This is a genomic window from uncultured Roseovarius sp., assembly GCF_913054395.1.
Classification (GTDB): Bacteria; Pseudomonadota; Alphaproteobacteria; order Rhodobacterales; family Rhodobacteraceae; genus Roseovarius.
On the sequence record NZ_CAJXIP010000016.1, the window covers coordinates 1 to 23,612 of the forward strand.

Genomic DNA, 23,612 nt, shown 5'->3' on the forward strand with positions numbered 1-23,612 from the left:
ATTGGCGGCTTCGAGAGCCTGACCCAGATCATAGCGACCCGCCGGATGGCGCAACCCGGTCTCGCGGGCTAGATCGCGGGCACGTGTCAAATCAGCGGGTTTAAGGAAGGGTATTTCAGCAGCGCGTTCCTCGCCGATGGTGGTGACGGTGTCGGGGTCGGTCCAATAGTCCCATTCCTGCTTGCCGATCATATAGCTGGCATTGGCAAACACCGGATCGTCGAAATCATCCAGAACCCCCCAAAGGTGGTCGGGATGGCCGTGGGTAAAGACCACGTGGGTGATGTCATCCGGCGCCACGCCAAGGGCATCGAGCGTATCCACCAGATCGCCGGCACTTGGCATAAAGCCGCTGCCCGATCCGGCATCAAACAGAATGGTGCGCTCGCCGTCCTGAAGCAGGGTAACATTGCACGGCGGGCGCATCACATCGCCGGTGATCCCGTATTTTTCAAGGATGGGGGCGGCCTCGGCGGCGGGCAGGTCGCCAAGCAGAAACTCTTTCGGCAGCATCAGGTGGCCGTCGCTTGCCGTGGTGATCCTGGCCTGTCCCAATGTTATCTCGCTGGCCGCAAATGTCATGCGCGGCAAGCCGAAAACCGCGCTTGCGCCGAGGGCGCCAAGAACCTGGCGTCTGGTCGGTTTCATTCTCTTTCCCCCCATTTATTCGTATTTGTGAATATGACCACAGGGCAGGGTCAGAGTACAAGGGTTATTTTGCCGTTGCCCATGGGTTGCGCGGCTCTGTTTCCTGCTGATTTCCCGAATGCGATGGGCTATCCTGCGGTGAGCAGAGAGATTTCAGAAGGCGCTTTTCAAAGTATGGATACCCAACAGCCCGCCTATTTGACGACCAAGGAGGTGGCCGATCTTTTGCGTGTGAAAGAGCGCAAGGTTTATGATCTGGTCGCCGCCGAAGAGATCCCGCACCGCAAGATCACTGGCAAGCTGTTGTTTCCCGCCGCAGAATTGACCGCCTGGATCGAGGGCTCTGGCGAGGGGGCGGGTGGTGAGCGTCCGGCGGTTGTGACCGGCTCGCATGATCCGTTGCTTGACTGGGCGCTGCGCGAATCCGGTGCCGGATTGGCAACGCTTTTGAACGGAAGCCGCGAGGGCCTTGAATGTTTTGCCCGCGGTCAGGCGGCCGTGGCGGGGATGCATATCCCGGACGAGCAGGGCTGGAACATCGCGGCGACCAAGGCGGCGGGTCTGCGCGATTGCGTGTTGATCGGATGGGCCGTGCGGGCGCGCGGGCTTATCCTGTCGGAAGGTGCGGCACGGAATGTGCAGGGGGTTGCCGATCTGCGCGGCAAGCGGGTGATCCTGCGCCAGCCCGGCGCCGGGGCGGCGGCACTGTTTCAGCGGCTCATGGCCGAGGTGGGGCTTGGCGAAGATGATATCGTCGTGACGGGCGGGCGGGCCCATACCGAAAGCGATGCGGCCGCTGCGGTTGCGGCAGGCGAGGCCGATGCGACGCTTGGGATCAAGGCAATGGCGCAGCAGTTTCACCTGCCGTTCGTGCCGCTTGTGGAGGAGCGGTTTGATTTGCTGATTGACCGGCGGTCCTATTTCACCGAGCCGGTACAAAACCTCTTGCGCTTTGCCCGGAGCGAGGCCTTTGCCGCCAAGGCGGGGGCGCTTGGCGGCTATGATATCGGTGATCTCGGGCAGGTGCGCTGGATCTCGAAATAGAGGCGGGCTGATCTAGCCCGCGTTCGGGAAGAACAGCTGTTGGCCGTCGACCTTGTAACCGGCGATCGCGGCCTGGCCCTCATCCGACAGAACCCAGTCGATAAAGCTCTGACCGGCCTCGGCCTTGACGTTTCCATGCATCTCGGGGTTCACGAGGATGATGCCATATTGGTTGAACATCTTCGCATCGCCCTCGACCGCGATGCCATAGTCGCCCTTGTTGCCAAAGGCGATCCACGTGGCGCGGTCGGTCATGATATAGGCGCCCATGGCGGTGCCGGTATTGAGTGTCGCGCCCATGCCCGACCCGGTTTCGCGATACCATCCGCCAGAGGCGGCGCGCGCGTCGATACCGGTTGCTGCCCAAAGGCGCAGTTCTGCCTTGTTGGTGCCGCTGTCATCCCCGCGCGACGCAAACGGCGCCTCTGCCTCGGCGATGCGTGTAAGGGCGGCCACAACATCGGACATGCCCGCAACACCGGCGGGATCGGCGGGCGGCCCGACGATGACAAAGTCGTTGTACATCACGTCAGAGCGGGCAAGCCCGTGACCCTGGGCGACGAATTTTTCCTCGGCGGGTTTGGCATGCACGAACAGGACATCACCATCGCCATTGGCGGCGTTCTTGATCGCCTGCCCGGTGCCGACGGCCACAACGCGCACTTCGATTCCGGTCTTTTCGGTAAAGATCGGCAGGATGTGATCGAACAGGCCGGAATTCTGTGTCGAAGTGGTAGATTGCACGACAATAAAGTCGTCCTCGGCCTGCGCGGCCCCGCCAAGGCCAAAGGCCAGAACTGTGGTGGCGGCAAGGGCCAGGAAATGACGTCTGATCATTAAAAGTCTCCGTAGGGTTTGAATAAGGGGTCAGGGGGCCGGGGCGGTGTAAAGCCGCCCTTCAAGCCAGGCCCGCGTCGCGGCGGATTTCGGGGCGGCCAGAACGTTCTTGAGGGTGCCGGTTTCGGCCAGCTTGCCGTCCTGCAAAAAGATGAGATCGTCGCCGATGCGCCGGGCCTGTCCAAGATCATGGGTGACCATCACGATGCTGACACCGCGTTGGCAGGCGGCGTTGATCAGATCCTCGATCGCGCGGGTCGAGGCGGGATCAAGGCTTGAGGTGGGTTCGTCGAGGAACAAAAGCCGGGGCTGCCCGACAAGGGCCCGCGCCAGGGCAAGGCGCTGCTGCTCGCCCCCAGAGAGAACCCGCGCGGGGCGCCGTGCCATATCCGTGAGCCGGGCCATGTCAAGCGCCTCGGCGGCTTTGGCCGCGCGGGCCGCGCCAGTGATACCACGCACCGTCAGGGCAAACCTGAGGTTGGCAAGCACCGACCGGCGCAGCATCACGGGACGCTGGAACACCATTGCCTGTGCGGCGCGCGCGCCTCGGTCAAGCGGGCGGCCCTGCCAGAGCAGCTCGCCGGTGGTGGGCGCGATCAGCCCGTGCAGAAGGCGCAACAGCATGCTTTTTCCGGCGCCGTTCGGACCCATCACCAGGGTGCGCCGACCGGGGTGGATTTCAAGCGTCAGATCATCAATCAGCCGTTTGCCGCCCGCATCGAACGACAAGCCCTGACAGGCCAGCAAGGCAGGCGCCGTGGCACTGTCGGCTGTGTGCATATCCAGGGTCATGTCACGCATAGGCCGCCCGCACCGCAGAAGCCCTGAGCGCCATCACAAGAGCATTCACGATCACCGCGATCGACAACAGCAAGAGCCCGAGGGCGAGGGCCAGTTCAAGGTTCCCCTTTGAGGTTTCAAGCGCGATGGTGGTGGTCATCACGCGGGTCACGTGGTTGATATTTCCGCCAACGATCAATACCGCGCCAACCTCGGCCACGGCGCGGCCAAACCCGGCGAGCGCCACGGTCAGAACGCTATAGCGGGCATCCCACAAAAGCGCAGTCATACGGGCAAAGGCGCCGACGCCAAGCGAGGCAAACTGTTCTCGGTACTCGTCGTGCAGATCCTCGACCACCTGCTTGGTCAGTGCCGCTATGATCGGGGTGACAAGGATGGTTTGTGCGATGATCATCGCGCTTGGGGTATAAAGCAGTTGCAGCACCCCAAGTGGCCCCGAGGCCGAGAGCATTAGGTAGACCACCAGCCCCACCACCACCGGCGGAAGGCCCATCAGGGCGTTCAGCACAACGGTGACCGTGCCGCGCCCGGTAAAGCGGAACGCCCCGACCATTGCGCCAAGCGGCAGGCCGATCAGGCAGGAAATCACCACCGCCGTCAGGGTCACGCGCAGTGAAAGCATCACGATCTCGCTCAGGTCCCGATCCCATGTCAGGATCAGGCCAAGCGCCTCGCTCAGGATGTCAGTCAGGCTGAACACGTGTATTTCCTCCCCTATCTGGGAAAAAATACACAATTATGCACAGCAATCCAGTCAAAAGCGACTGGATCAGGCGAATTATCCGGGATTTCCCCGCAAGCGCCAGATTTTCAGGGGTTGAACAAGCTGCTGACCGGTGGGCCCGTTGACCACGTTCTGGGCGAAAAGCCGGGCCAGATCGTGGCGCAGGCCCTCGGCCAGAGCGCGGCGGGCAGGATCAACCGCGCTCAGATAGTCGATGAAGGCCTCAAGATCGGGCATCGGTGTGGCGCGCTCATAGATCACCGGCGCGGGGCCGGTGGCTTGCGACTGCGCCAGGATGTCGTCGATTGCGCGTTGCGCGGCCTCGCGGATTTCGGTTTCATCCTCGACCGGGCGCATGACCTCGAAGAACGACCCTTCTGCCAGCGGTTCGACAATGATCATCTCGCCGTTTGGGCGCAGCACGCGCAGCGCCTCTTTCAGGGCGGCCTGCATGTCGGGCACGGGGACGTGGTGCAGCGCATTGAGGAATATCGCCGCGTCAAAACTGGCCGGGGCGAAGGGAAGCGCTTCGGCCCCGGCGGTGACGAAGGTGGCGCCCGGAACGCGTGTTGTGGCCGCTGCGATGGCCTCGGCACTTGGATCGAGGCCGGTCACGTGAAAACCGTCGCGGCAGAGGCTTTTGGCAAGCGCGCCATGGCCACAGCCGATATCAAGCACTTCGCGTGCGCCGATGTCTTGCAGGATGGCGACGATGCGCGCGCGGGTGTCGGCGGGATTACTCATGCTCAGGTCCGCAATCACCCTCGGGGGGCTCGACCTCGATCGCGCGCCTCTCCGGCATCGATTGGCGGCCAATCGGCTTGAGGGGTCTGGTTGTGGCAAGGTTGGTCATCTTGGGGGTATCCCTTTGGGCCGGTGCGAATTGCCCGCGCATATAACAGGGGATCGGGCGTGATTGACAAGTGTGGCACGCGATAGGGTTTGCCTATGTCTCAGTAGGGCGTTTCCGGGCTTTGTGGCTTGTGACGGATATTTGGCCGCGCTAGCCTTTGGGCCGCAGATGATCCTGCCTATTTTGCAGGCAGGTCTTGCGGTTTGTGATCGGGGAGCGCACAAATTTGCTGACAATACGCAAAAATAATTTTACCAATTGGTAAAACAAAAAAGCTGCCAACAAGGAGAGACCCATGACCACCCTGAAAACACGGACCAATGCGCCCCTGTCGCGCCGCCAGTTCATGGCCAGCACCGCCGCCGTGGCGCTTGTTGCCGGGGCGTCGACGCTGGCCACGCCCCTGCGTGCCGCAGAGCCGATCAAGACCGCCGGTATCTATACCGTGCCCGTTGAGCAGCAATGGGTAAGCCGCATTCACAAGGCTGCCACCATCGCGCAGGAACGCGGCGATGTGGACTATGTGTTCTCGGAGAATGTCAGCAATACCGATTACGCCCGCGTGATGCGCGAATATGCCGAACAGGGTTACAAGCTTATCATCGGCGAGGCCTTCGCCGTGGAACAGGAAGCGCGCGAAGTGGCGGCGGAATATCCCGATATCGCCTTCCTTCTGGGCTCAAGCTTCAAGCCGGACGAGGCCCTGCCGAACTTCGCCGTGTTTGACAACTATATCCAGGATGCCTCCTACCTGTCGGGGATCATCGCCGGGTCGATGAGCAAGACTGGCAATATCGGCATGGTCGGCGGCTTTCCGATCCCCGAAGTGAACCGCCTGATGCATGCCTTCATGGCGGGTGCGAAAGAGATGAACCCGGATATCAAGTTCCAGGTCAGCTTTATCGGTTCGTGGTTCGATCCGCCCAAGGCCAAGGAAACCGCCTTTGCAATGATCGAGAACGGCGCCGACCTTTTGTATGCCGAACGCTTTGGCGTGTCGGATGCGGCGATGGAAAAGGGGATTCTTGCGATTGGCAACGTGATCGACACGCAGGCGGATTATCCCGATACGGTTGTCGCCTCGGCGATCTGGCACTTTGAACCGACGCTGGACAAGGCGATTGCCGAAGTGAACGCCGGCACTTTCAAGGCCGCCGATTACGGGGTCTATTCCTTCATGAGCGAGGGCGGTTCGTCGCTGGCGCCGCTTGGCACATTCGAGGGCAAAGTGCCCGAGGCCGCCATCGCGCTTGTCGATGAACGCAGCGCGGCGATCAAGGCAGGCACCTTCACGGTAGAGATCAACGACGACGAACCGAAGTCGTCATAAATGACGGGCGCAGAGGCGGCGCAGGTCGTTCTGCGCCTTGATCGCATTACCAAGAGCTTTGGCAAGCTGGTCGCGAATGATGCGGTCAGCTTGTCCTTGCATCGTGGCGAGGTGATCGCGCTTTTGGGCGAGAACGGCGCGGGCAAGACGACGCTTATGAATATCCTGTTCGGCCAGTACACCGCCGACAGTGGCCGGGTCGAGGTCTTCGGTCATGACCTGCCGCCCGGCAATCCGCGCGCGGCGCTGGATGCGGGGGTTGGCATGGTGCATCAGCATTTCACGCTGGCCGACAACATGACCGTTCTGGAAAACGTCGCCCTGGGCACGGTGCCGCTCTGGCGGCCCCGTCTTGACCGGGCGGCAGTGCGCGCCAAGATTGCCGGGCTGGCCGAAGATTTCCGCCTTGCGGTCGATCCCGATGCCCGCGTCGGCACCCTTACCGTGGGCGAGCGTCAGCGGGTCGAGATCCTCAAGGCGCTTTACCGCGAAGCCAAGATCCTCATTCTGGACGAGCCGACGGCGGTGCTTACCCCGCAGGAAACCGATGACCTTTTCGCGACCCTGCGCAAGGCGGTGGCGCTTGGGCTTTCGATCGTGTTCATCAGTCACAAGTTGCACGAGGTCATGGATATTTCCGACCGGGTGGTGATCCTGCGTCATGGGCGGCTTGTGGGCGAGATGCGCACGCAGGATACCGACCGCCACGCGCTTGCCGCAGCCATGGTCGGCGCCGAGGTGAGCGCCCCCAAGGTGGCCCCCGCCACCCCCGGCGCGGCGCTGTTGCGGCTTGGCGAGGTGAGCACCCCCGATAAGGGCAATGCGCCGGGGCTCAAATCGGTCTCGCTTGATCTGCGCGCCGGGCAAATCACCGGGCTTGCGGGGGTGTCGGGCAACGGGCAGGCGGCGCTTGCCGATCTGATTGGCGGGTTGTGCGCCCCCAAGACCGGGCAGCTTGATCTTGACGGTCAGGCGCTTGCAAGATGGTCGCCGCGCATCGCGGTACAAAGCGGCATCGCGCGAATTCCCGAAGACAGGCACAAAACCGGCACGATTGCCGATTTCAATCTCACCGAAAATGCGATTCTCGAAAGCTATCACACCCCGCCAATGAGCAAGCATGGCTGGATGAACTGGACTCGTGCCGAGATTGCCACCCGTGACATCATCACGCGGTATGACGTGCGCTGTCCGGGCCCCGAGACGCGGATCAGGCTGTTGTCGGGCGGCAATATGCAAAAGCTTATCCTTGGTCGGGTGCTTGAGGCCGCGCCGCGCATCATTCTGGCCAATCAGCCGGTGCGCGGGCTTGATATCGGCGCGGTCAATTACGTGCATTCGCAATTATTGGAGGCCCGGGCGCGCGGCGCGGCGGTTTTGTTGATTTCCGAGGATCTCGACGAGATCATGGCACTGTCAGACGTGATCCACGTGATTTCCGAGGGGCGGCTTTCGCCCGAATTCGGGCGCGGCACCATGGCCCCTGCCGATCTTGGCGTGTGGATGGCCGGGCATGGGTTTGAAGAGGGGCTAGCCCATGCGTCTTGAACCGATTGCCAACCCAAGCCTTGCCCGCACGATCCTGCCGCCTGCGATCGCGATTGCGATGACTGTCGTGGTGGCATCCTTGCTTGCGATGCTGGCCGGGGCGAACCCGTTTTCGGTTCTGGGTTTGATCCTGAAGGGCGCGTTCGGGTCGAAATTCGCCGCGTTGGAGACGTTGAACCGGGCCACGCCGCTTATCTTTACCGGCCTGTCGGTCGCGGTGGCGTTTCGCGCGCGGCTCTGGAATATCGGCGCCGAGGCACAGCTATACGCCGGGGCGCTGATCACCGTTGTGCTTGGCACCGGGGCCCTGCCTTGGGGGGCGGGGGCGCTTTTGCCGGTGCTGGCGCTTGGCGCGATGCTGGCGGGGGCGCTTGTGCTGTTGGTCCCCGCCCTCTTGAAGGTGCGCTTTGGCGTTGACGAGGTGGTGACGACGCTTTTGTTCAACTTCATCTTCCTGCTGTTCATCTCGATGCTTCTGGAAGGGCCGCTCAAGGATCCGATGGGCATGGGCTGGCCGAAATCCGAACGCCTGATCGCCGAGGCGCGCCTGCCGCGGATGATGGAGGGGCTGCGCCTGCACTGGGGGTTCGGGCTTGCGATCATTGCGGCGGCTGTGGTCTGGGTCATTCAGCGACGCACGACGCTTGGCTATGAAATGCGCGCGGTCGGGCTTAACCGCGATGCGGCGCGCTTTGCCGGGATTGCGGTCAATGGCGTGCTGATCAAGACGGCGCTTTTGTCGGGCGGATTGGCGGCGCTTGCGGGCTTTTCCGAGGTGGCCGGCCTCAAGGGAAACCTGACGCTCGATTTGTCACCCGGCTTTGGCTACACGGGGATCATCGTGGCGATGCTGGCGCTTCTCAACCCGCTTGCGGTGGTCGCTGCCGCGCTGTTCGTGGCGGGCATCTTTGTCGGCGCAGACAGCATGAGCCGCGCCATCGGGGTGCCGACATATCTTGCCGATATCATGCTGGCGACGGCGCTTTTGCTTATGGTACTGGCGATATTGCTCACCCGGTTCCGGGTGGTGAGGGAATAGCCATGGACATGCTCGATATCCTCTTATCCGCCAGTTTCTGGGCCGCCGCGATCCGTATCGCGAGCCCGCTTATATTTGCCACCCTGGGCGAGCTGATCTGTGAACGCGCCGGTGTTTTGAACCTCGGAATCGAAGGGATCATGGTTGCCGGGGCCTTTGCCGGCTGGATGGCGGTCTATTCCGGCACCGGCCTCTGGACCGGGGTGCTGGTGGCGATGGTGGTGGGGATGATGTTCGGGCTGATCCATAGCGTGCTGACCGTGCCCTTTGGATTGTCGCAGCATGTGGTCGGTCTGGGGGTGACCCTGCTGGCGACCTCAAGCACTTATTACGCCTATCGCCTTGCCCTGCCAGAGGTGACAAGCCCGCCCAAGATCACCGCGTTTCAACCCTTTGAGATACCGATCCTGTCGGATATTCCATTACTCGGTCCGGCGCTTTTCGCGCAGACACCGATGACCTATCTGGCCTTCGTCCTCGTCGCGGTGGTGGCCCTTGTACTGTACTGCACGCCGCTTGGGCTGGCCCTTCGCGCGGCGGGGGAAAACCCCTCGGCGGTGGCGGCGCAGGGGCTTTCGGTGACGGGCATCCGCATGGGCGCGGTGATTGTCGGTAGCGGATTCATGGCAATGGGCGGCGCGTTTCTGACCATGTCGGCGTTTGATTCCTTCTTCTTCGAGATGGTCAACGGGCGTGGCTGGATCTGTATCGCGCTTGTGGTATTCGGCGCGTGGAAGCCGGGCAAGGCCCTGCTGGGTGCGGTGCTTTTCGCGGCCTTTGATGCGCTGCAAATCAGGGTGCAACAGACCCCGCTTGGCGCCGATATCCCCTATCAGATATTCCTGATGACGCCCTATGTTCTGTCGATCCTTGCGCTTATCGCGATGTCGCGCCGCGCAGAGGTGCCCGGCGCGCTTATGGTGCCGTTCAACAAAGGAGAGCGCTGATGTTCGATCTGATCGTCAAGGGCGGCACATTGCCCGATGGCCGGGTGGCCGATATCGGTATCACCGGCGCCACGATCACGGCGATTGGCAATCTGGCCGAGTCAGACGCGGGCGAGGTGATCGACGCCAGCGGCGATCTTGTCAGCCCGCCGTTTGTCGATCCGCACTTTCATCTGGATGCGACGCTTAGCTATGGCACCCCGCGGATCAACGCGAGCGGCACCCTGCTTGAGGGTATCGGCCTTTGGGGTGAGCTCAAACAGATCGTGACCCAGGAAGAGATGGTTACCCGCGCGCTCGCCTATTGCGATTGGGCGGCGAGCATGGGCCTTCTGGCGATCCGCAGCCACGTCGATACCTGTGACGACCGCCTGCTTGGGGTCGCCGCGATGCTTGAGGTGCGCGACAAGGTCAAACCCTACATCGACCTGCAATTGGTGGCCTTTCCGCAAGACGGATTTTACCGCGATCCCACCGCGCGCGACAACACCATCCGCGCGCTTGATATGGGGGTGGATGTGGTCGGCGGCATCCCGCATTTCGAGCGCACAATGGCCGATGGCGCGGCCTCGGTGCGCGAGCTGTGCGAACTTGCGGCGGCGCGCGGCTTGCAGGTGGACATGCACTGCGACGAGACCGACGACCCCCATAGCCGCCATATCGAAACGCTCGCCTGCGAGGCACAGCGCCTGGGGCTCGGCGGGCGGGTGGCGGGCAGTCACCTGACCTCGATGCATTCGATGGACAATTACTATGTGTCGAAACTCTTGCCACTCATGGCCGAGGCAGGGGTTGCGGCGATCCCCAATCCGCTGATCAACATCATGTTGCAGGGGCGGCACGACACCTTTCCGAAACGCCGTGGCCTGACCCGTGTCAAGGAGATGCAGGCGCAGGGCATCACCGTCGGCTGGGGCCAGGATTGCGTGCTTGATCCGTGGTATTCGCTTGGTACGGCGGACATGCTTGATGTGGCCTTTATGGGGCTGCATGTGGGGCAGATGTCTCACCCCGACGAGATGCGCCGGTGCTTTGACATGGTGACCACGCAAAACGCCCGTATCCTTGGGCTTGAGGGATACGGTTTGCAAGTTGGCGCGCAGGCCTCATTGGTGGTGCTCGATGCGGGTGACCCGATCGAGGCGCTGCGCCTGCGCCCGGCGCGTCTTGCGGTGGTCTCCAAAGGCCGGGTGATTGCCAGGACGGCAAGGCAGGATGCGGCCCTGACGCTGCCGGGACGGCCCGGTACGATCCGGCGGCGCCATCCGCAGGGCGGCTAGGCGCGATGATCGCAGTTTTGCAGGGACTGGCGCGCCACGGGCGGCTTGTTCTTATCCTTGGGCTGGTGGTTGGGGTCACGGCGCCGGGGCTTGCCCGCACGCTTGCGCCGCTGATCTTTCCGATGATCGTTTGCCTGCTGTTTCTGGCCACGCTCCGGGTCGATCCGGTTGCGGCCTTTCCGGACCGGCGGCACCTGCCGCGCTACCTCGGGCTTGCGATGGGATTGCAGATTGGCATGCCGGTCCTGGCAATTGCACTGCTTTGGGCGATCGGGGGGCTGGAGTCGATCCTCGGGATTGGCGCGGTTCTGGTGCTGGCGGGTGCGCCCCTGACCGGAAGCCCCGGCCTTGCGATCCTGTCGGGGGCCGACCCAAGCCCGGCCCTGCGCCAGCTTGTGGTGGGCACTGCGATCCTGCCGCTGACGGTCCTGCCGGTGTTCTGGCTGATGCCGGTTTTTGGGGCGGCGCAGGTTGTGGCACTTGCGGCGCTCAAGCTTCTGGCGGTGATTGCGCTTGCCGGTGGGGCGGCGGTCATCCTGCGCCGGGCTGTGCCCTGGCTGCGAGGGGCGGACGGGCAGGGGGCCATTGACGGGGTCATCACACTGGCGATGGCGGTGGTTGTCGTGGGCCTGATGTCGGCGGTGGGGCCGGCGATCCTGTCGGGGGACCCGGGGCTGTGGGTGGCGCTTGCGGTGGTGTTCGGGCTGAATTTCGGCGCCCAGATCGTGGTGTACGCCTTGATGCGCCGAACCGGGCAACCATCCGCGGCACCGGCACTTGGGATCGTCGCGGGCAACCGCAATCTGGCGCTGTTTCTGGGGGCATTGCCACCTGAAACCGGGGCGGCATTGCTGCTTTTCATCGGCTGTTACCAGGTGCCGATGTATCTTACGCCGATGCTGGTCGGTCCGCTGGCGCGGCGCGTGAGAGCCTAGTTAAGCGCGCCCGGCAGGTAAAGCGCCAGTTGCGGAAAGGCGATCAACGCGGCGGCCATGATCAGCATGACACAGACGAACGGGATCGAGCCGATCATCACATCGCTCATCTTGCCGGATTTGCGCGCGCCCTGAACCACGTAAAGGTTAAGCCCCACAGGCGGCGTGATCAGCGCCATTTCGATCAGCACGATCATCAGGATGCCGAACCAGATCGGATCATAGCCCTGCGCCACCACCAGCGGCACGATGATCGGGATGGTCACCACCATCAGCGACAGCGTTTCGATGAAAAAGCCGAGCACGACATAGATCATCACCACCACAAGGATGAAAGCGAGCGGCGACAGGCCGAGCCCTTCCAGAAATTCCTTGAGCTCGCGGCCAAGACCGGCCGAGGACAGGGTGAAGTTCAGGAAGGACGCGCCGATCACCACCAGCATGATCATCGAGGTGACTTTGATGGTGCCCAAAAGGCTGTCAGAGATCATCTTGAAGGAAATGCCACTCGCAAAACCGGCGATGACAAAAGCGACGGCAACACCGACGGCGGCGGCCTCGGTCGGGGTGGCCCAGCCTTTGTAAATGGTGCCGATGATCATGGTGAACAAAAAGATGATCGGCAGAAGGTGCACGAGCGCGCCAAGCATTTGCGACAGCGGAAAGATACGGCGCTCGCCGCCAAGATCGGGGCGGACCAGGCAGATGATCACCGTGATCACGATAAACCCGACCGCAAGAAGGATGCCGGGCAAAAGCCCCGCAAGGAATAGCTGCGGAATCGAGGATTGGGTGAGAAAGCCATAAACGATCAGGTTGATCGACGGCGGGATCATGATGCCAAGCGTCCCCCCGGCAGCAATCGCGCCGGAAAACAGCTTGGGGTCATAGCCCAACCGTTCGGCCTGTGGCATGGCGACGGTCGCCACGGTCGCGGCGGTGGCCACGGACGAGCCCGAGATCGCCGAAAACATGGTCGAGGTCGCAACATTGGCATGCACCAAGCCGCCCGGAAGCCATGACACCCACCGGTCAAGCGCCTCATAGGTGCGCGCGGCCACGCCGCTTCGCACAAGGATCTCGCCGAGCAGGACAAAGAACGGGATCGCGATAAGCGTGGCGCTGTTGGACGAGGACCACACCATCTGGCCCAAGCCCTTGATCAGGGGAAAGGGGCTAAAGAACGTATCAACGCCAAAGCCGAGCAGGAAAAGCACGATCCCGACCGGGATCGACAGGCTCAGCAGGGCGAGAAGGCCGACCGACACATAGGCGATCATTGAAAGGCCTCCTCTTCGGCAAAGACGCCGATCGCCGCCTCTGCGGCATCAAAGCGGCCCTGAAGCACCATCAAAAGGGCGGTGACAAAGGTCAGCCAGGCCATCAGTGCGAACCAGACCCAACCTGCGAACCACGGCAGTTGCACCAGCCAGAGCGGCGTTTCCAGGGCGGTATTGGCACGCGACATATTGCTGATCGAGCGCTCGACCACCGGCCAGCAGCGCAGGGCGATCACGCTAACCGTGCCCGCCATGATCATCAGCGAAGCCAGATCGAACAGGCTCCGGCCCTTTGGCCCTGCCCGGCTGCGCAGGATGTCGATACGCACATGTCCGAGTTCCAGCATCGCATAACCCATGCCCCAGGAGGTGGCGATGGCCATGACATAGCCGGACACCTCGTCGGTGCCGCCGAAAGAGGACCCTACTTGCCGCAGAATGATATCAAGCAGAACGAAGCCGGCACAGGCCAGTAGCATGATGCCAATCAGCACCGCCACTCCCCGGTTGAGCGCACGTAACCCTGTCAGTAATCTGTCGGTCATTTGGGGCCCTCTCTGGCAGGTGTCGGATCAGTTGGCGGTGACCTTGACGCCGACAACTTCGCCCACAGAGTCATTCCAGCGCGCTACCCAGTCATCCCCGGCGCGACCGGCCCAATCGGGCAGCACTTCGGTTTCAAGGATCTCGCGGGCACGGGCGAAATCGGCATCGCTCGCCTCGACAAGGGTCATCGAGCGCGCATCACCGGCGGGGCATTCGCCGTTCCCGGTCAGACAGGCAATGTCGTTAACCAGCGCGCCCTGCGCCGATGCCCATGCAGGGGCCTCGAAATTGGCCTTGATCTCGGAGGAGATCAGACTTTGCATGTCGCCGCTCAGGCTGTTCCATTTGTCGAGGTTGATCGCGGTGACCACCGAATCCCAGCCGCCAAGCGGCAGGGTCAGAAGGTGCGAGGACACTTCCCACCAACCCGCGCTATACCCCGATCCGGCGCCAGTCACGGCACAATCCACCACGCCTTTTTGCAAAGCGCCGGGCACTTCGGAGAACGACACGTTCACGCCTTCGGCGCCGAGGGCGTCCAGGAACTTGGCGGTCATGCGACCAGAGGCGCGCACCTTGAGACCCTTGAGGTCGGCCAGCCCACCGATCGGCGCGTTGCAGAACACGACCTGCGGCGGATAGGGGGCAATGGCAAGAACGTGGCTGTTGAAACGAGCGTTATAGATGTCCTCGACCATCGGGCGGGCGGCATCGACCATCGCCTTGGCCTCATCCGCAGTGAGCGCCAGAAGCGGCACATCGAGGCCCTCAAGCTCGGGGGCGTCGGCCACGGCGTAATCGGCAACGGTCATGGCGACGTCGTAGACGCCATCGCCAAGCAGGCGGTAAATGTCACCGACACCCAGACCCATCTGATCGTGGGTGGTGACGGCTGTGGCAAGCTCTCCGTCCGAGGCGGCGGGCAGGGTCTCGCCCCAGAAGGGCGCCTCGTATTGCTTGTGCAGCGGCAGGCCCGACCAGCTTCCGACGACCGACAGGTCCTCGGCCATCGCCGGAGCGGCGACAAGCGCGGTTGTGGCAAGCAGGGTTAGTGTCTTTTTCATGTGATTTCTCCTTGTTGGAACGTATTTTTGGGTTCAGGGCCGGAACACCGGTACTTCTGCATCCTCGGCAATGTCGGTAATCAGCATATGACCCGGCTTATGGGTGATACAAATCGGAAGTTTGGCGCGCGCGACGGCGGCCTGCGGGGTGACACCACAGGCCCAGAACACCGGGATCTTGCCGGGTTCCTGCGGCACCGGATCGCCCCAGTCGGGACCGTCGGCATTGGCGATGCCGATCTCTGACGGGTCGCCCCAATGCACCGGCGCGCCATGGGCCAGCGGATAGCGGCGGCAGATCGTTTGCACCTGTTCAAGCCGTACCGGGTCGATCATCCGCATGCTGACCACCATCGGGCCGCTGAACGGCCCGGCGGGTGTGGTTTCGATATTGGTGCGATACATCGGCACGGTGGTGTTGTTCCGGATATGCCAGAGGCTGATCCCGGCCTTTTCAAGGGCATGTTCAAACGTGAAGGAACAGCCAAGCGCGAAGGCTACGAAATCATCCTGCCAGAGGGCGGTGATATCGGTCGTGCTCTCGGCGAGGACCCCATCGCGGTAGACGTTATAGGCGGGCACGTCGTGGCGGATATCAATGTCGCGGCCAAGCGTGAACATCATCGGATTGCCGGTATCGGACACCCCGGTCAGCGGGCAGGGTTTCGGATTGCGTTGGCAAAATCGCATGAAATCAAGGGCATAACGTTCCGGCATGATGGCAAGGTTGGCCTGAAGCAGGCCCGCCCCAAGCCCTGCGGTATGCGATGTATAGGCCCCGGCGCGAAAGGCGGCGCGCAGCGTTTCAGGGGAACGCCCCCTCAAGGATTGATAATCGACGCTCAAATCTTGCTCTCCCGGTTGGGGACAGGCTGACGGGTTGCAGACATAAAGGCAAATCGAAACTATTTGCCCATTTGCATCAGGAAATTTTATGCAACCGGATAGGCATTGGCCACGCCAAGCGCAATCTTGGCGGCTGATTCAACCACATGGCTTTTGGGGTCGCCGAGATAGGACAGCGAAAAGCGCAGCGGCCCCGGCGTCCAGCCGGGATCAAACTGGCGCAGGGTGCCATTTGCAAGGTACGGCGCCGCAAGCGCCTTGGGCAGGGCCGCAACGCCAAGCCCGGCCTCGACCAGTCGGAAACAGGCCGAGAGCGATGACGAGGGAAACAGCGAGACACCGGGGCCGACCCGTTCAAACAGGACCGTTTTCAACTCGCGGTAGGGGCGGGTGTTGCGGGCATAGGTGATGATCGGCTTGCTTGCCAAAAGTATGGCATCATCGCCATCCTGTCCACGCATATCGGCGGCGGCATACCACGCCAGATCAAAGCCCGGCAGCTCGATGTTATTGACCGAGTACTCCGAGATAGGCCCGAGAAGAATGGCAAGATCTATCTCGCGGTTGAGTAATCCGTCGCGCAGGTTGGTTGAAATGTCGACGTTGATTTCAATCTCGACCTTGGGAAATTCCCTGTGCAACGCCGAGACAAATTCGGGCAGCCAGCATTGCGCGATGGTTTCCGACACGCCAAGCCGCAGGATGAAATCAATCCCCTGCGGGTCGATGATATTTGCCTCGACCAGTTGCGACAGGTGCTCGAACTGTTCGGCATAACTCACAAGGCGCTCGCCGCGCTTGGTCAGGCGCAAACCGCTTGCGGTGCGATCGAACAACGGTGCGGCAAGCGATTGCTCAAGGTTCTTGATCCGCGCGGTGACCGCCGGTTGGGTGATATTGAGGCCAAGCGCGGCCTTGCGGACACTGCCAAGGCGCACCGTGGTGAGAAAGGTGCGAAGCTGTTCTATGTTGATTCTGGCCATCGCGCGATGATTGCCCGCGACGGGGCAAAAGGAAAGGTTCGCATCAAAGGCCGAGCAAGGCAGCCAAGAGCGCGATATAGGTTAATTGATGCGCGCCCTGATCAAGCCCCAGAAAGTGCCAAAAGGCGGTTTGGCTTACATCGAGATCGCGTCGCCTGACCGCGCGGGCCTTGGCCCAGTCAATGTGGTAATGCACCGTGGCCTCGGCGAGGGCCAAGAGGAGCGCCGTACCGATCGCCACCCCGGCCCAGATCAGGATCGGCAGAGTAAGCGCGCCATGCACCCCCGCATGAACAAGCCCACCGGGGTGGCCATAACGCCCCTTGTTGGCCAGCATCCAATCGGTCTGCCAGAGGTAATCGCCGATAAAATGTTTGATCTGGAAGAGGATCAGAACAGCAATCATCTCAGGGTTGGTGATCATCGTGACCCCTCTTTCGCGCAGTTGATAGGCGTTTATTGGCGGCGACAAGCTTGGCGCGGGTATCGCGCGACATGGCGTTTTCCACCATCAGGCGCAGATCGCTGTCGCGCCAGATAAGGCGGTTCAGTGCGCCGCCGGTGATGGTGAAAAGGCGCGCGGGCCGTGTCAGGGTGACGCTGGCAGTGGCGGACCCGCCGTCAAGCACATTCATTTCCCCGATAAGGCCCTGCCCAAGTCGGCCGATCAGGCGGGTATCGCTTGTCACTTCGGCCTCGCCGCGCAGGAGAAAGGTAAGCGCGGTCACCGGTTTACCTTCGGTGGTAAGGATCAGGCCGGCCTCGCCATCCAGCCAATGACCATTGTCAAGAAACTGACGGGCCAGGGGCTTGGGCATGGGGCCAAAGACTTGTGTGATCAGCGCCTTGTCTTCGGGTGAAAACCGCAGCCCGCTATTGAGCCAGATCAGCCGGGCAAGCCCGCCAAGGCTAATCGCGATCCAGAACACCTGAATAAGGGCCGAGGACAAGTTGAAGGCCGCGCTCAGGCTTATCAGAACAAAAGAGGCCGCAAGCAGGTTGAGCAGCGCGTAGATATAACTGCTGCCGCGGATCAGTCCGGCCTGAAGCGCCGCGTAAGACCCCAGATAAAGCGCCACCCCCAGATGACCGGACCAGTCGAAGACCCAAGGCGGCAGCGTGGAATACATCTTGAGAAAAATCCTTTAATCGCGGGGCAATCCCATCGTGACGAGGGTTTCAAGCTGTGGGGCGACACCCTCTACAAGCACGGGCCATTTGGGAAAGTGAAAGGCGTGCTTGATGATGTGCAGCGTCAGGCTCGGGCGCACGCCAAGGGCATTCTCAAGCGCCCGGCGCGCGGCCGTTTCATCGCCGCGCTTGAGAGCGGTCACCGCGACGGCGATATGCACAAAGGCTTCCGCCCCGGGCAGGCGCGCGGCGGGATCGAGATAATGGCGCACGTTTTCGCCCAGATCCATGTCGCGAAGCCAGATCGCCATCACCAGCATCCAGTAGAATGACCAGGCCAGCGGGTCCTGCGGACTAAGACGCACGGCCGCGAGGCCAGCGGCCTCCATCTCATGGGTGTCGGGCTCTGCCTGAAAGAGGTTGATATAGGTCTGAACGCTATAGGCGAGGGCATCATTATCGTTCAGCGACTTGGCGCGGGCCAGGGCGCTCCTCGCGTGATCTTCGCGGCCCTGAATGGTCAGAAGTTGGGCGAGGGTGGCGTGGCCAAGTTCAAGCCGGTCGTCGAGCTGAACGGCGAGAGTGGCGTGTTTCATGCCCTCTGCAACGTCGGCCTGCGGGTCGGTGCTTCGGCCGGAATAGATCCGCACCGCATGCACCCGCCCCAACAGGGCATGCGGAAGCGCATATGTGGGATCGGCCTTGGCGGCGGCCTCAAACAGGCCATAGGCGTTGCGAAAGCTGCCAGAGGTGCGCATGTCGATCTCGGCCAGGCCCTTTTGGCAAAGTTCCCAGGCGGACAGGCTGTCGGTGGGCTTGCTGCGCGAGATATAGCGTTCGTGCGCGCCGATTTCCGGGGTGAGACCGGTGACAAGACAGCGGGTGATGTCATCCTGCAACTCGAAGATATCTTCGATGTCGCGGTCGTATTTGTCCGACCAGATCTGTTGCCCGGTCGCGGCCTCAATCAGTTGCGCCGACACCCTAAGGCGTTGTCCGGCACGACGCACGGCACCCTTGACCACATAGCGCGCGCCGGTGTCCTGTGCGATCTGGCGCACATCATGGGCGCGGTCCTTGTAGACAAAGCTTGAACCGCGCGCGATCACGAAGAGCGAGCGAAAGCGCGACAGGGCGTTGATCACATCCTCGGCAATGCCGTCGGCCAGGAACCCGTCTTCGATCGAGGGCGACATATTGTCAAACGGCAAAACGATCACCGAGGGGCGGTCGGTGCGGCGCTGTTCCTGGTCGGGGCTGTCGCCTTCGACGCCGGTCAGGACCTGCCAGACCTCGACCGGGGTGGGGATGTTGCGCACATATTGCATGCCCTGGCCGCTGAAGGTCAGCGTGGGGTCATTGGCGAGCATGTCGCGCACGCTACGCGAGACACAGATGCCACCCGGCGGTGACAGGGTTTCAAGGCGCGCGGCGACATTGACGACATCGCCAAGCACATCGTCGCCGTCAATCAGAACGCTGCCGTGGTTGATGCCGACGCGAAAGCGGATCCGGGTGCTTTCGGGACGGTCGGCCTCATGGGTCGCAAGGGCGCGCTGTACCGTGGTCGCGGCGCGAACGCCGGCTTCGGGTTTCGGGAACTCGACCAAAAGGCCATCGCCCATGGTCTTGACCACGCGACCGCCCTCGGCTTTCACGGCGGGGTCGATGATGGACTGGCGCAGATCGTAAAGGCGGCCGAACACCTCTTCCTCGTTCTGTGCAACGAGGCGGGAAAACCCCGCCACGTCGGCAGCAACGATCGTTGTTGCCTTTCGTTCCATCGTTTTCACAGGTTTCTCCCTTCCCTGATTCAGTCGACAGGTGCCGCCCGCGACCCCCCGATCACGGGCGGACCCGTTCATGTCGCCCTGTCTATCGCCGTAACCTTGGCGTTCAGGGTGATATTTAACGTAGCCGCCATTCGTTTCCAGATATCAAGCCAGCCCTTTGACAAGACCGTCACGGAGGGCTTGTCACTAAAGATCATCCCGACGGTAAGCGGCAGCGAGATCCAGATCAGGCCATAATAGGCCGGGATCTGTTTCAATGGCCCATAGCCCTGGACGGAATAGGCATATTCAAGCATGCCAGTCAGCAAGAGCAGGTCGTTTTTCTCGAGGAAATCGTAAAAACTGTCGTATTGCAGCAACTCTTCCGGCGGGCTTAGCGGCATCGGAAGCGTCAGCCCGCGATAGAGCGCCAGAAGAGCGTCATATTCCAAAAGCTTGAGAAGCATCTCAAGCTTGAGCTTGTCCGCATCGAACCCGTCCATCCATTTGGCCGGATCGGCAAAGGGTTTGTTGGCTTCGTAATAGCCCTTGAGCAGAGTGTATTCGGTATAGTCGATCAGGGGCGCGGGCATCGGGACGCCGTCAAATTGATTGGCGGTGGTCATGCCGCGGATGGTTTCGCCCTTGGGGTCCTTGTGGTTAGGAGTCAGATACATACCCTCGCGGATATTGTCCTTCATGAAGTCGCAGTCGGCAAAATGACTGGCCATGGCATCATAGGCAGGCGAAAGGTAACAGGTGCCCAGTTCACAGGCGGTTACATCGCCATTAGGCGAGGGTGTGTCATAGGTGACGGTATGGGTCTTGCCGCCAAAACGACCGGTGCTTTCAAGGATTTCGACATTGGTATACTTAAGCTCTTTCAGGCGATGCGCGAACATCATGCCACTTGGCCCGGCGCCGAGTACGATGATCTTGGCGTCTTTCCTATCGGGCAGGGACCAGCCGAGGCGCCCCTGATTTTCAATCAGCATGCCGCCGTATTGCCAGCATTGCAGCACCGATTCAAAACAGGTCGAGCCATGCACATAGATCGTGTTGTTCTTGCCCTGAAGGTCCAGGTACTCCCAAGGCCCGCCCGAACGAAGCCCGGCGTTGTCGAAGTGATCGAAATAGGGCGTGCGCAGATCGACCGGCAATTGGGCGGGATCGGTGACAATCTCGTAATCCGGATAGGGCCACCACTCAAGCGTGGGCAGCGTGGCGTTCAGGTTGTCCAGAAACTCCTGTTCGGTCATCGGCTTGGTTTCGGGCCCCTGAAGCTGATAGACGGTGACCAGGTTCTCAGTCATGCCATTGGCGGTTTCCAGCGAGAATTGCTTGGCCGTTTCGTTGCGGTAGCCGCTAACGTGTCCGGCCATGTTTTCAATCTCCTGCGGAGACAGGATGATGCCGAACCTTGGTGGCGTGGCGGGCACCTGTACCTTCACCAGAGTGGTATGAAAGGTGTAGTTCTTGAACTTTGAAAACAGGTCAAGCTCGGCCGGGGTGTAATCACATATCCCGATCAGGTTGCGCGGCTCACAGGCCACAACCAAAAGATCGCATGTTTCGGTGGTTGGCGTGCCCCCATTGCGGGAAACGGTCAGTGAAACGGGAGGGTTTAAAGTTGAATTTGTCATGGAAAGTTCCTTCAATATCTGTTGGAAACCGCGTGAAACATCAAAATGAGAATACTGATCTTATTAACCTCGCAGGAAAAGGCTTTGGATAAGGATTTTATAGCACAGCCTGAAAATGTGATCAGCAATTAACTAATAGCTTCGCCGTGATCAGGCACGCGTCAGCAAGGCGTTGGTTTGTGTTACCTTGAGAGCAACCGAACGCGCCAGAATAAGCCACAAAAGCGCCGCAAGGTCGCGGTCTTCACGTTCAAGGCGTTCGATCGTGCCGGCCGAAAGACGATAGACCCGCGCCGCCGCCTCACAGATCACATCGGCGTTGCGCGGGGTCTTCAAAAGGCTCGCCAACTCGCCCACAACCGCGCCGGGCCCCATTGAACGCACGCGGATCGCGGGGCCGCTGCGTTGTGCCAACAGCACGCCCAACCGGCCCGAGGCAAGGAAATAGATATCGGCCTGGGTGTCGGCCGCACGAATAAGGACGTCACCCGGTTCGAGATCAAGCGCCTCCATCTGGTCGATCAGATCGGGCAGGCGCGGATGGTTCTGCCCCATCAGGGCCAGCAGGGCGGCAAAATCGGGCGCGTCCGCAGGGCGCTCAAGCGCGGCCAGAAGGGTCGTTTCGCAGGCCTCAAGCGCGGCATCCAGCGAAGGCCAGAGCCGAAAACCGCCGGGGGTCACGTCTTTTGTCGTTCCGGTGATCGGCAGGCCCCAGCGGGTGAAAACGGCCAGCAGGGCAGGCGACAACCCGGTCAGATGCGTCTCGATGCCCTGCGCATGCATCAGGAACCCCAGCTTTTGAAGCGCCGCGCAGGCCGAGCTGTCAAAGGTGTTCACTGCTCTGAAATCAAGGATTACGGCCTTTGTGGTCTGGGGGCGGCCGGGCTTGCGCCGCAGGCTGTCGATCAGTTGCTCGACTGACCCAAAGAACAGCGCACCCTGCAAGGCCAGCACGCGGATCGCCTCGCCGTTCTCGGCCAGATAGGCGTTTTCAACGGCATTGCGGTCAAGGGTGCTTCGATGGGTGCGCGCGTCAGAGCTGTGGCGGATCACCGGCAGGCGCATATAGCCAAAGGTAAAGCCAAGCACGGCAAGCCCAAGGCCCACTCCGACGGCGGGCAGGATGCCAAAGCCGATGGTCACCGCGACGATCCCGAGAACGATAAGCCAGTCCATCCGCACAAGCCGGTGTCGCGCCGCGATCAGCCAATCCTCGATCATCGCAAAGCCGATGAACATCAACAGCCCCGCCGCGACAAAGGTGGGCACGGCGGCCACGATGGTCTCGGCAAACCCGCTGGCAATCAGCAGGACCATCACATGCCCGAACACAAGCCCGCCTGCATGCACCCCAAGCCGTGCGGCGATGATCGTGGCGCCGCCCTGAAGATAACTGGTGATCCCGCCGATCGCACCGATTACGATATTGCCAAGCCCGGTGATCCGAAGTTCGCGGTTTTCATCGCTGTCCTGACGGGTGGCAAGTTCCACCCCCGAGGTATTGAGCAGCACGCCGATCAGGTTCAGCAGGACCACGGCGGCAAAGGTCGGCGCGATGGTCAGCAAGAGCGGCCAGTCGACAAGCCGGATCATCCACAGGCCGGGGCCAAGCCCGCCACCCTCGCCAAGATGCGGTAAAAGGCCCATCTCGACCACCTCGGTCCGGCTCAGGCCAAACCAGGCAAGAAGGCCGTAGAACCCGGCAAGAAACAGCAGGATAATCACCAGAACCGGGGTTGATCCCTGCCAGATGCGCAACGCGCCGATCAGCGCAAACGCCATAAGCGATGCTGGCACTACCCCCATGAGAACCTGAGGTGAAACAAGCGCCTGTGCGATGGCACCATAGCCCTGCGCGCCGGTCAGGATCGACAGGGCGGCAGTGACAAGCAACACCCCCGAAGAGGCGAGAAATCCCGCGGCGACGGGATAGGGGAACATGCGCAAAAGCCGCCCCAGCCCCAGCCGCCCCACCAGCCAGAAGGCCAATCCCGATAATGCCGCCGAGGCGCCGATGGCGGCAATCGCGGTGGCGACCTTCGCCTCTGGCGGTCCGCTTGCGGCGGCGGCGACAAGCGCCACGGCGGGGGCGAGAATGGCCACGGTGGTGTCCTGCGTGATGCCAAGCGCCGGGCGAAATCCGCCAAAGCGGAACAAGACAATGGTGATAAGCGCCGTCGACAGCAAAAAGGTGGCCGTCGCAAGCCCCAGACCCGCCGCCAGGCCCCCGGCGAAGAACACCGTCGCAAGCGCAAGACAATGCCCCGCCGCATCAATGCCAAGAACGGCGCCGACAAGGGCGGATTGCGCGGGGCCCGTCTTGGGTGGGATAGAGGCCCTGTGCATCCGGGGAAATCCTGT

General features: G+C 61.8%; 22 protein-coding genes. 7 read left to right on the forward strand and 15 right to left on the reverse strand.

Annotation, left to right across the window (positions count from 1 at the left end; all coding sequences use genetic code 11):
* A partial coding sequence (locus QZ522_RS03860; RefSeq protein WP_294607720.1) for an MBL fold metallo-hydrolase occupies nucleotides 1-648 on the reverse strand: 648 nt, incomplete at its 3' end.
* A 174-nt stretch (nucleotides 649-822) separates the two neighbouring features.
* Between QZ522_RS03860 and QZ522_RS03865 the strand changes: the two genes are divergently transcribed.
* On the forward strand, nucleotides 823-1,692 hold the full coding sequence (locus QZ522_RS03865) for a substrate-binding domain-containing protein (protein WP_294607721.1): 870 nt from the start codon (nucleotides 823-825) through the stop codon (nucleotides 1,690-1,692).
* A gap of 12 nt (nucleotides 1,693-1,704) precedes the next feature.
* Here the strand turns inward: QZ522_RS03865 and QZ522_RS03870 are convergent, their stop codons facing one another.
* From QZ522_RS03870 to QZ522_RS03885, 4 genes are all read right to left on the reverse strand, one after another.
* Nucleotides 1,705-2,529, reverse strand: coding sequence for an extracellular solute-binding protein (locus QZ522_RS03870; protein ID WP_294607725.1), 825 nt, complete (start codon nucleotides 2,527-2,529; stop codon nucleotides 1,705-1,707).
* A gap of 30 nt (nucleotides 2,530-2,559) precedes the next feature.
* Nucleotides 2,560-3,330 carry an ATP-binding cassette domain-containing protein gene (locus tag QZ522_RS03875; RefSeq protein WP_294607728.1) on the reverse strand — a complete coding sequence of 257 codons (771 nt, stop codon included), beginning with the start codon at nucleotides 3,328-3,330 and terminating at the stop codon, nucleotides 2,560-2,562.
* Nucleotides 3,323-4,030 (reverse strand): ABC transporter permease, encoded by a 708-nt coding sequence (locus QZ522_RS03880; protein WP_294607731.1) that lies wholly within the window; start codon nucleotides 4,028-4,030, stop codon nucleotides 3,323-3,325. Before QZ522_RS03880 ends, QZ522_RS03875 begins: the two co-directional genes overlap by 8 nt.
* 78 nt (nucleotides 4,031-4,108) lie before the next feature.
* Complete coding sequence (locus tag QZ522_RS03885) at nucleotides 4,109-4,798, reverse strand: class I SAM-dependent methyltransferase (protein ID WP_294607735.1); 690 nt, start codon at nucleotides 4,796-4,798, stop codon at nucleotides 4,109-4,111.
* A 404-nt stretch (nucleotides 4,799-5,202) separates the two neighbouring features.
* Here QZ522_RS03885 and QZ522_RS03890 point away from each other — a divergent pair, with 404 nt between their 5' ends.
* The 6 genes from QZ522_RS03890 to QZ522_RS03915 are packed head-to-tail and all read left to right on the forward strand — an operon-like array spanning nucleotide 5,203 to nucleotide 11,986.
* The gene (locus QZ522_RS03890) at nucleotides 5,203-6,237 is read left to right on the forward strand and encodes a BMP family protein (RefSeq protein ID WP_294607737.1); all 1,035 of its coding nucleotides are present in this window, start codon (nucleotides 5,203-5,205) and stop codon (nucleotides 6,235-6,237) included.
* The gene (locus QZ522_RS03895) at nucleotides 6,238-7,785 is read left to right on the forward strand and encodes an ABC transporter ATP-binding protein (RefSeq protein WP_294607740.1); all 1,548 of its coding nucleotides are present in this window, start codon (nucleotides 6,238-6,240) and stop codon (nucleotides 7,783-7,785) included.
* A complete protein-coding gene (locus QZ522_RS03900) occupies nucleotides 7,775-8,824 on the forward strand; it encodes an ABC transporter permease (RefSeq protein ID WP_294607742.1) in 1,050 nt (349 codons plus the stop codon). The genes QZ522_RS03895 and QZ522_RS03900 overlap by 11 nt, the downstream gene beginning before the upstream one ends.
* 2 nt (nucleotides 8,825-8,826) lie before the next feature.
* Nucleotides 8,827-9,771: an ABC transporter permease gene (locus tag QZ522_RS03905; protein WP_294607745.1), complete on the forward strand. Its 945-nt coding sequence runs from the start codon at nucleotides 8,827-8,829 to the stop codon at nucleotides 9,769-9,771.
* A complete protein-coding gene (locus tag QZ522_RS03910; RefSeq protein WP_294607748.1) occupies nucleotides 9,771-11,051 on the forward strand; it encodes an amidohydrolase family protein in 1,281 nt (426 codons plus the stop codon). Before QZ522_RS03905 ends, QZ522_RS03910 begins: the two co-directional genes overlap by 1 nt.
* 5 nt (nucleotides 11,052-11,056) lie before the next feature.
* Nucleotides 11,057-11,986 (forward strand): hypothetical protein, encoded by a 930-nt coding sequence (locus QZ522_RS03915; RefSeq protein ID WP_294607750.1) that lies wholly within the window; start codon nucleotides 11,057-11,059, stop codon nucleotides 11,984-11,986.
* Here QZ522_RS03915 and QZ522_RS03920 read toward each other — a convergent pair.
* From QZ522_RS03920 to QZ522_RS03965, 10 genes are all read right to left on the reverse strand, one after another.
* Nucleotides 11,983-13,266, reverse strand: a complete 1,284-nt coding sequence (locus tag QZ522_RS03920) for a TRAP transporter large permease (RefSeq protein WP_294607752.1) — start codon at nucleotides 13,264-13,266, stop codon at nucleotides 11,983-11,985. The genes QZ522_RS03915 and QZ522_RS03920 overlap by 4 nt on opposite strands.
* Nucleotides 13,263-13,811: a TRAP transporter small permease gene (locus tag QZ522_RS03925; protein ID WP_294607755.1), complete on the reverse strand. Its 549-nt coding sequence runs from the start codon at nucleotides 13,809-13,811 to the stop codon at nucleotides 13,263-13,265. Before QZ522_RS03925 ends, QZ522_RS03920 begins: the two co-directional genes overlap by 4 nt.
* A gap of 27 nt (nucleotides 13,812-13,838) precedes the next feature.
* Nucleotides 13,839-14,876, reverse strand: a complete 1,038-nt coding sequence (locus tag QZ522_RS03930) for a TRAP transporter substrate-binding protein (RefSeq protein WP_294607758.1) — start codon at nucleotides 14,874-14,876, stop codon at nucleotides 13,839-13,841.
* A 33-nt stretch (nucleotides 14,877-14,909) separates the two neighbouring features.
* Nucleotides 14,910-15,722 carry a putative hydro-lyase gene (locus QZ522_RS03935; RefSeq protein ID WP_294607760.1) on the reverse strand — a complete coding sequence of 271 codons (813 nt, stop codon included), beginning with the start codon at nucleotides 15,720-15,722 and terminating at the stop codon, nucleotides 14,910-14,912.
* Nucleotides 15,723-15,808: 86 nt separating this feature from the next.
* Nucleotides 15,809-16,705: a LysR family transcriptional regulator gene (locus tag QZ522_RS03940; RefSeq protein WP_294607762.1), complete on the reverse strand. Its 897-nt coding sequence runs from the start codon at nucleotides 16,703-16,705 to the stop codon at nucleotides 15,809-15,811.
* 43 nt (nucleotides 16,706-16,748) lie between these two features.
* Nucleotides 16,749-17,129 carry a DUF3307 domain-containing protein gene (locus QZ522_RS03945; RefSeq protein WP_294607765.1) on the reverse strand — a complete coding sequence of 127 codons (381 nt, stop codon included), beginning with the start codon at nucleotides 17,127-17,129 and terminating at the stop codon, nucleotides 16,749-16,751.
* The gene (locus tag QZ522_RS03950) at nucleotides 17,113-17,835 is read right to left on the reverse strand and encodes a cyclic nucleotide-binding domain-containing protein (protein ID WP_294607766.1); all 723 of its coding nucleotides are present in this window, start codon (nucleotides 17,833-17,835) and stop codon (nucleotides 17,113-17,115) included. Before QZ522_RS03950 ends, QZ522_RS03945 begins: the two co-directional genes overlap by 17 nt.
* Before the next feature lie 15 nt (nucleotides 17,836-17,850).
* Nucleotides 17,851-19,620, reverse strand: a complete 1,770-nt coding sequence (locus QZ522_RS03955) for an adenylate/guanylate cyclase domain-containing protein (RefSeq protein WP_294607821.1) — start codon at nucleotides 19,618-19,620, stop codon at nucleotides 17,851-17,853.
* Nucleotides 19,621-19,697: 77 nt separating this feature from the next.
* Nucleotides 19,698-21,251, reverse strand: coding sequence for an NAD(P)-binding protein (locus tag QZ522_RS03960; protein WP_294607770.1), 1,554 nt, complete (start codon nucleotides 21,249-21,251; stop codon nucleotides 19,698-19,700).
* Between the two features lie 150 nt (nucleotides 21,252-21,401).
* Nucleotides 21,402-23,597, reverse strand: a complete 2,196-nt coding sequence (locus tag QZ522_RS03965; protein ID WP_294607773.1) for a SulP family inorganic anion transporter — start codon at nucleotides 23,595-23,597, stop codon at nucleotides 21,402-21,404.
* Nucleotides 23,598-23,612 lie beyond the last annotated feature (15 nt).

What these genes read in the sequence shown, in the direction of transcription:
- QZ522_RS03865 (WP_294607721.1), top strand. Translation starts at nt 823, where the DNA reads ATGGATACCCAACAGCCCGCCTATTTGACGACCAAGGAGGTGGCCGAT.
- QZ522_RS03870 (WP_294607725.1), bottom strand. Translation starts at nt 2,529, where the DNA reads ATGATCAGACGTCATTTCCTGGCCCTTGCCGCCACCACAGTTCTGGCC.
- QZ522_RS03875 (WP_294607728.1), bottom strand. Translation starts at nt 3,330, where the DNA reads ATGCGTGACATGACCCTGGATATGCACACAGCCGACAGTGCCACGGCG.
- QZ522_RS03885 (WP_294607735.1), bottom strand. Translation starts at nt 4,798, where the DNA reads ATGAGTAATCCCGCCGACACCCGCGCGCGCATCGTCGCCATCCTGCAA.
- QZ522_RS03890 (WP_294607737.1), top strand. Translation starts at nt 5,203, where the DNA reads ATGACCACCCTGAAAACACGGACCAATGCGCCCCTGTCGCGCCGCCAG.
- QZ522_RS03895 (WP_294607740.1), top strand. Translation starts at nt 6,238, where the DNA reads ATGACGGGCGCAGAGGCGGCGCAGGTCGTTCTGCGCCTTGATCGCATT.
- QZ522_RS03900 (WP_294607742.1), top strand. Translation starts at nt 7,775, where the DNA reads ATGCGTCTTGAACCGATTGCCAACCCAAGCCTTGCCCGCACGATCCTG.
- QZ522_RS03905 (WP_294607745.1), top strand. Translation starts at nt 8,827, where the DNA reads ATGGACATGCTCGATATCCTCTTATCCGCCAGTTTCTGGGCCGCCGCG.
- QZ522_RS03910 (WP_294607748.1), top strand. Translation starts at nt 9,771, where the DNA reads ATGTTCGATCTGATCGTCAAGGGCGGCACATTGCCCGATGGCCGGGTG.
- QZ522_RS03915 (WP_294607750.1), top strand. Translation starts at nt 11,057, where the DNA reads ATGATCGCAGTTTTGCAGGGACTGGCGCGCCACGGGCGGCTTGTTCTT.
- QZ522_RS03920 (WP_294607752.1), bottom strand. Translation starts at nt 13,266, where the DNA reads ATGATCGCCTATGTGTCGGTCGGCCTTCTCGCCCTGCTGAGCCTGTCG.
- QZ522_RS03925 (WP_294607755.1), bottom strand. Translation starts at nt 13,811, where the DNA reads ATGACCGACAGATTACTGACAGGGTTACGTGCGCTCAACCGGGGAGTG.
- QZ522_RS03930 (WP_294607758.1), bottom strand. Translation starts at nt 14,876, where the DNA reads ATGAAAAAGACACTAACCCTGCTTGCCACAACCGCGCTTGTCGCCGCT.
- QZ522_RS03940 (WP_294607762.1), bottom strand. Translation starts at nt 16,705, where the DNA reads ATGGCCAGAATCAACATAGAACAGCTTCGCACCTTTCTCACCACGGTG.
- QZ522_RS03945 (WP_294607765.1), bottom strand. Translation starts at nt 17,129, where the DNA reads ATGATCACCAACCCTGAGATGATTGCTGTTCTGATCCTCTTCCAGATC.
- QZ522_RS03950 (WP_294607766.1), bottom strand. Translation starts at nt 17,835, where the DNA reads ATGTATTCCACGCTGCCGCCTTGGGTCTTCGACTGGTCCGGTCATCTG.
- QZ522_RS03955 (WP_294607821.1), bottom strand. Translation starts at nt 19,620, where the DNA reads ATGGAACGAAAGGCAACAACGATCGTTGCTGCCGACGTGGCGGGGTTT.
- QZ522_RS03960 (WP_294607770.1), bottom strand. Translation starts at nt 21,251, where the DNA reads ATGACAAATTCAACTTTAAACCCTCCCGTTTCACTGACCGTTTCCCGC.
- QZ522_RS03965 (WP_294607773.1), bottom strand. Translation starts at nt 23,597, where the DNA reads ATGCACAGGGCCTCTATCCCACCCAAGACGGGCCCCGCGCAATCCGCC.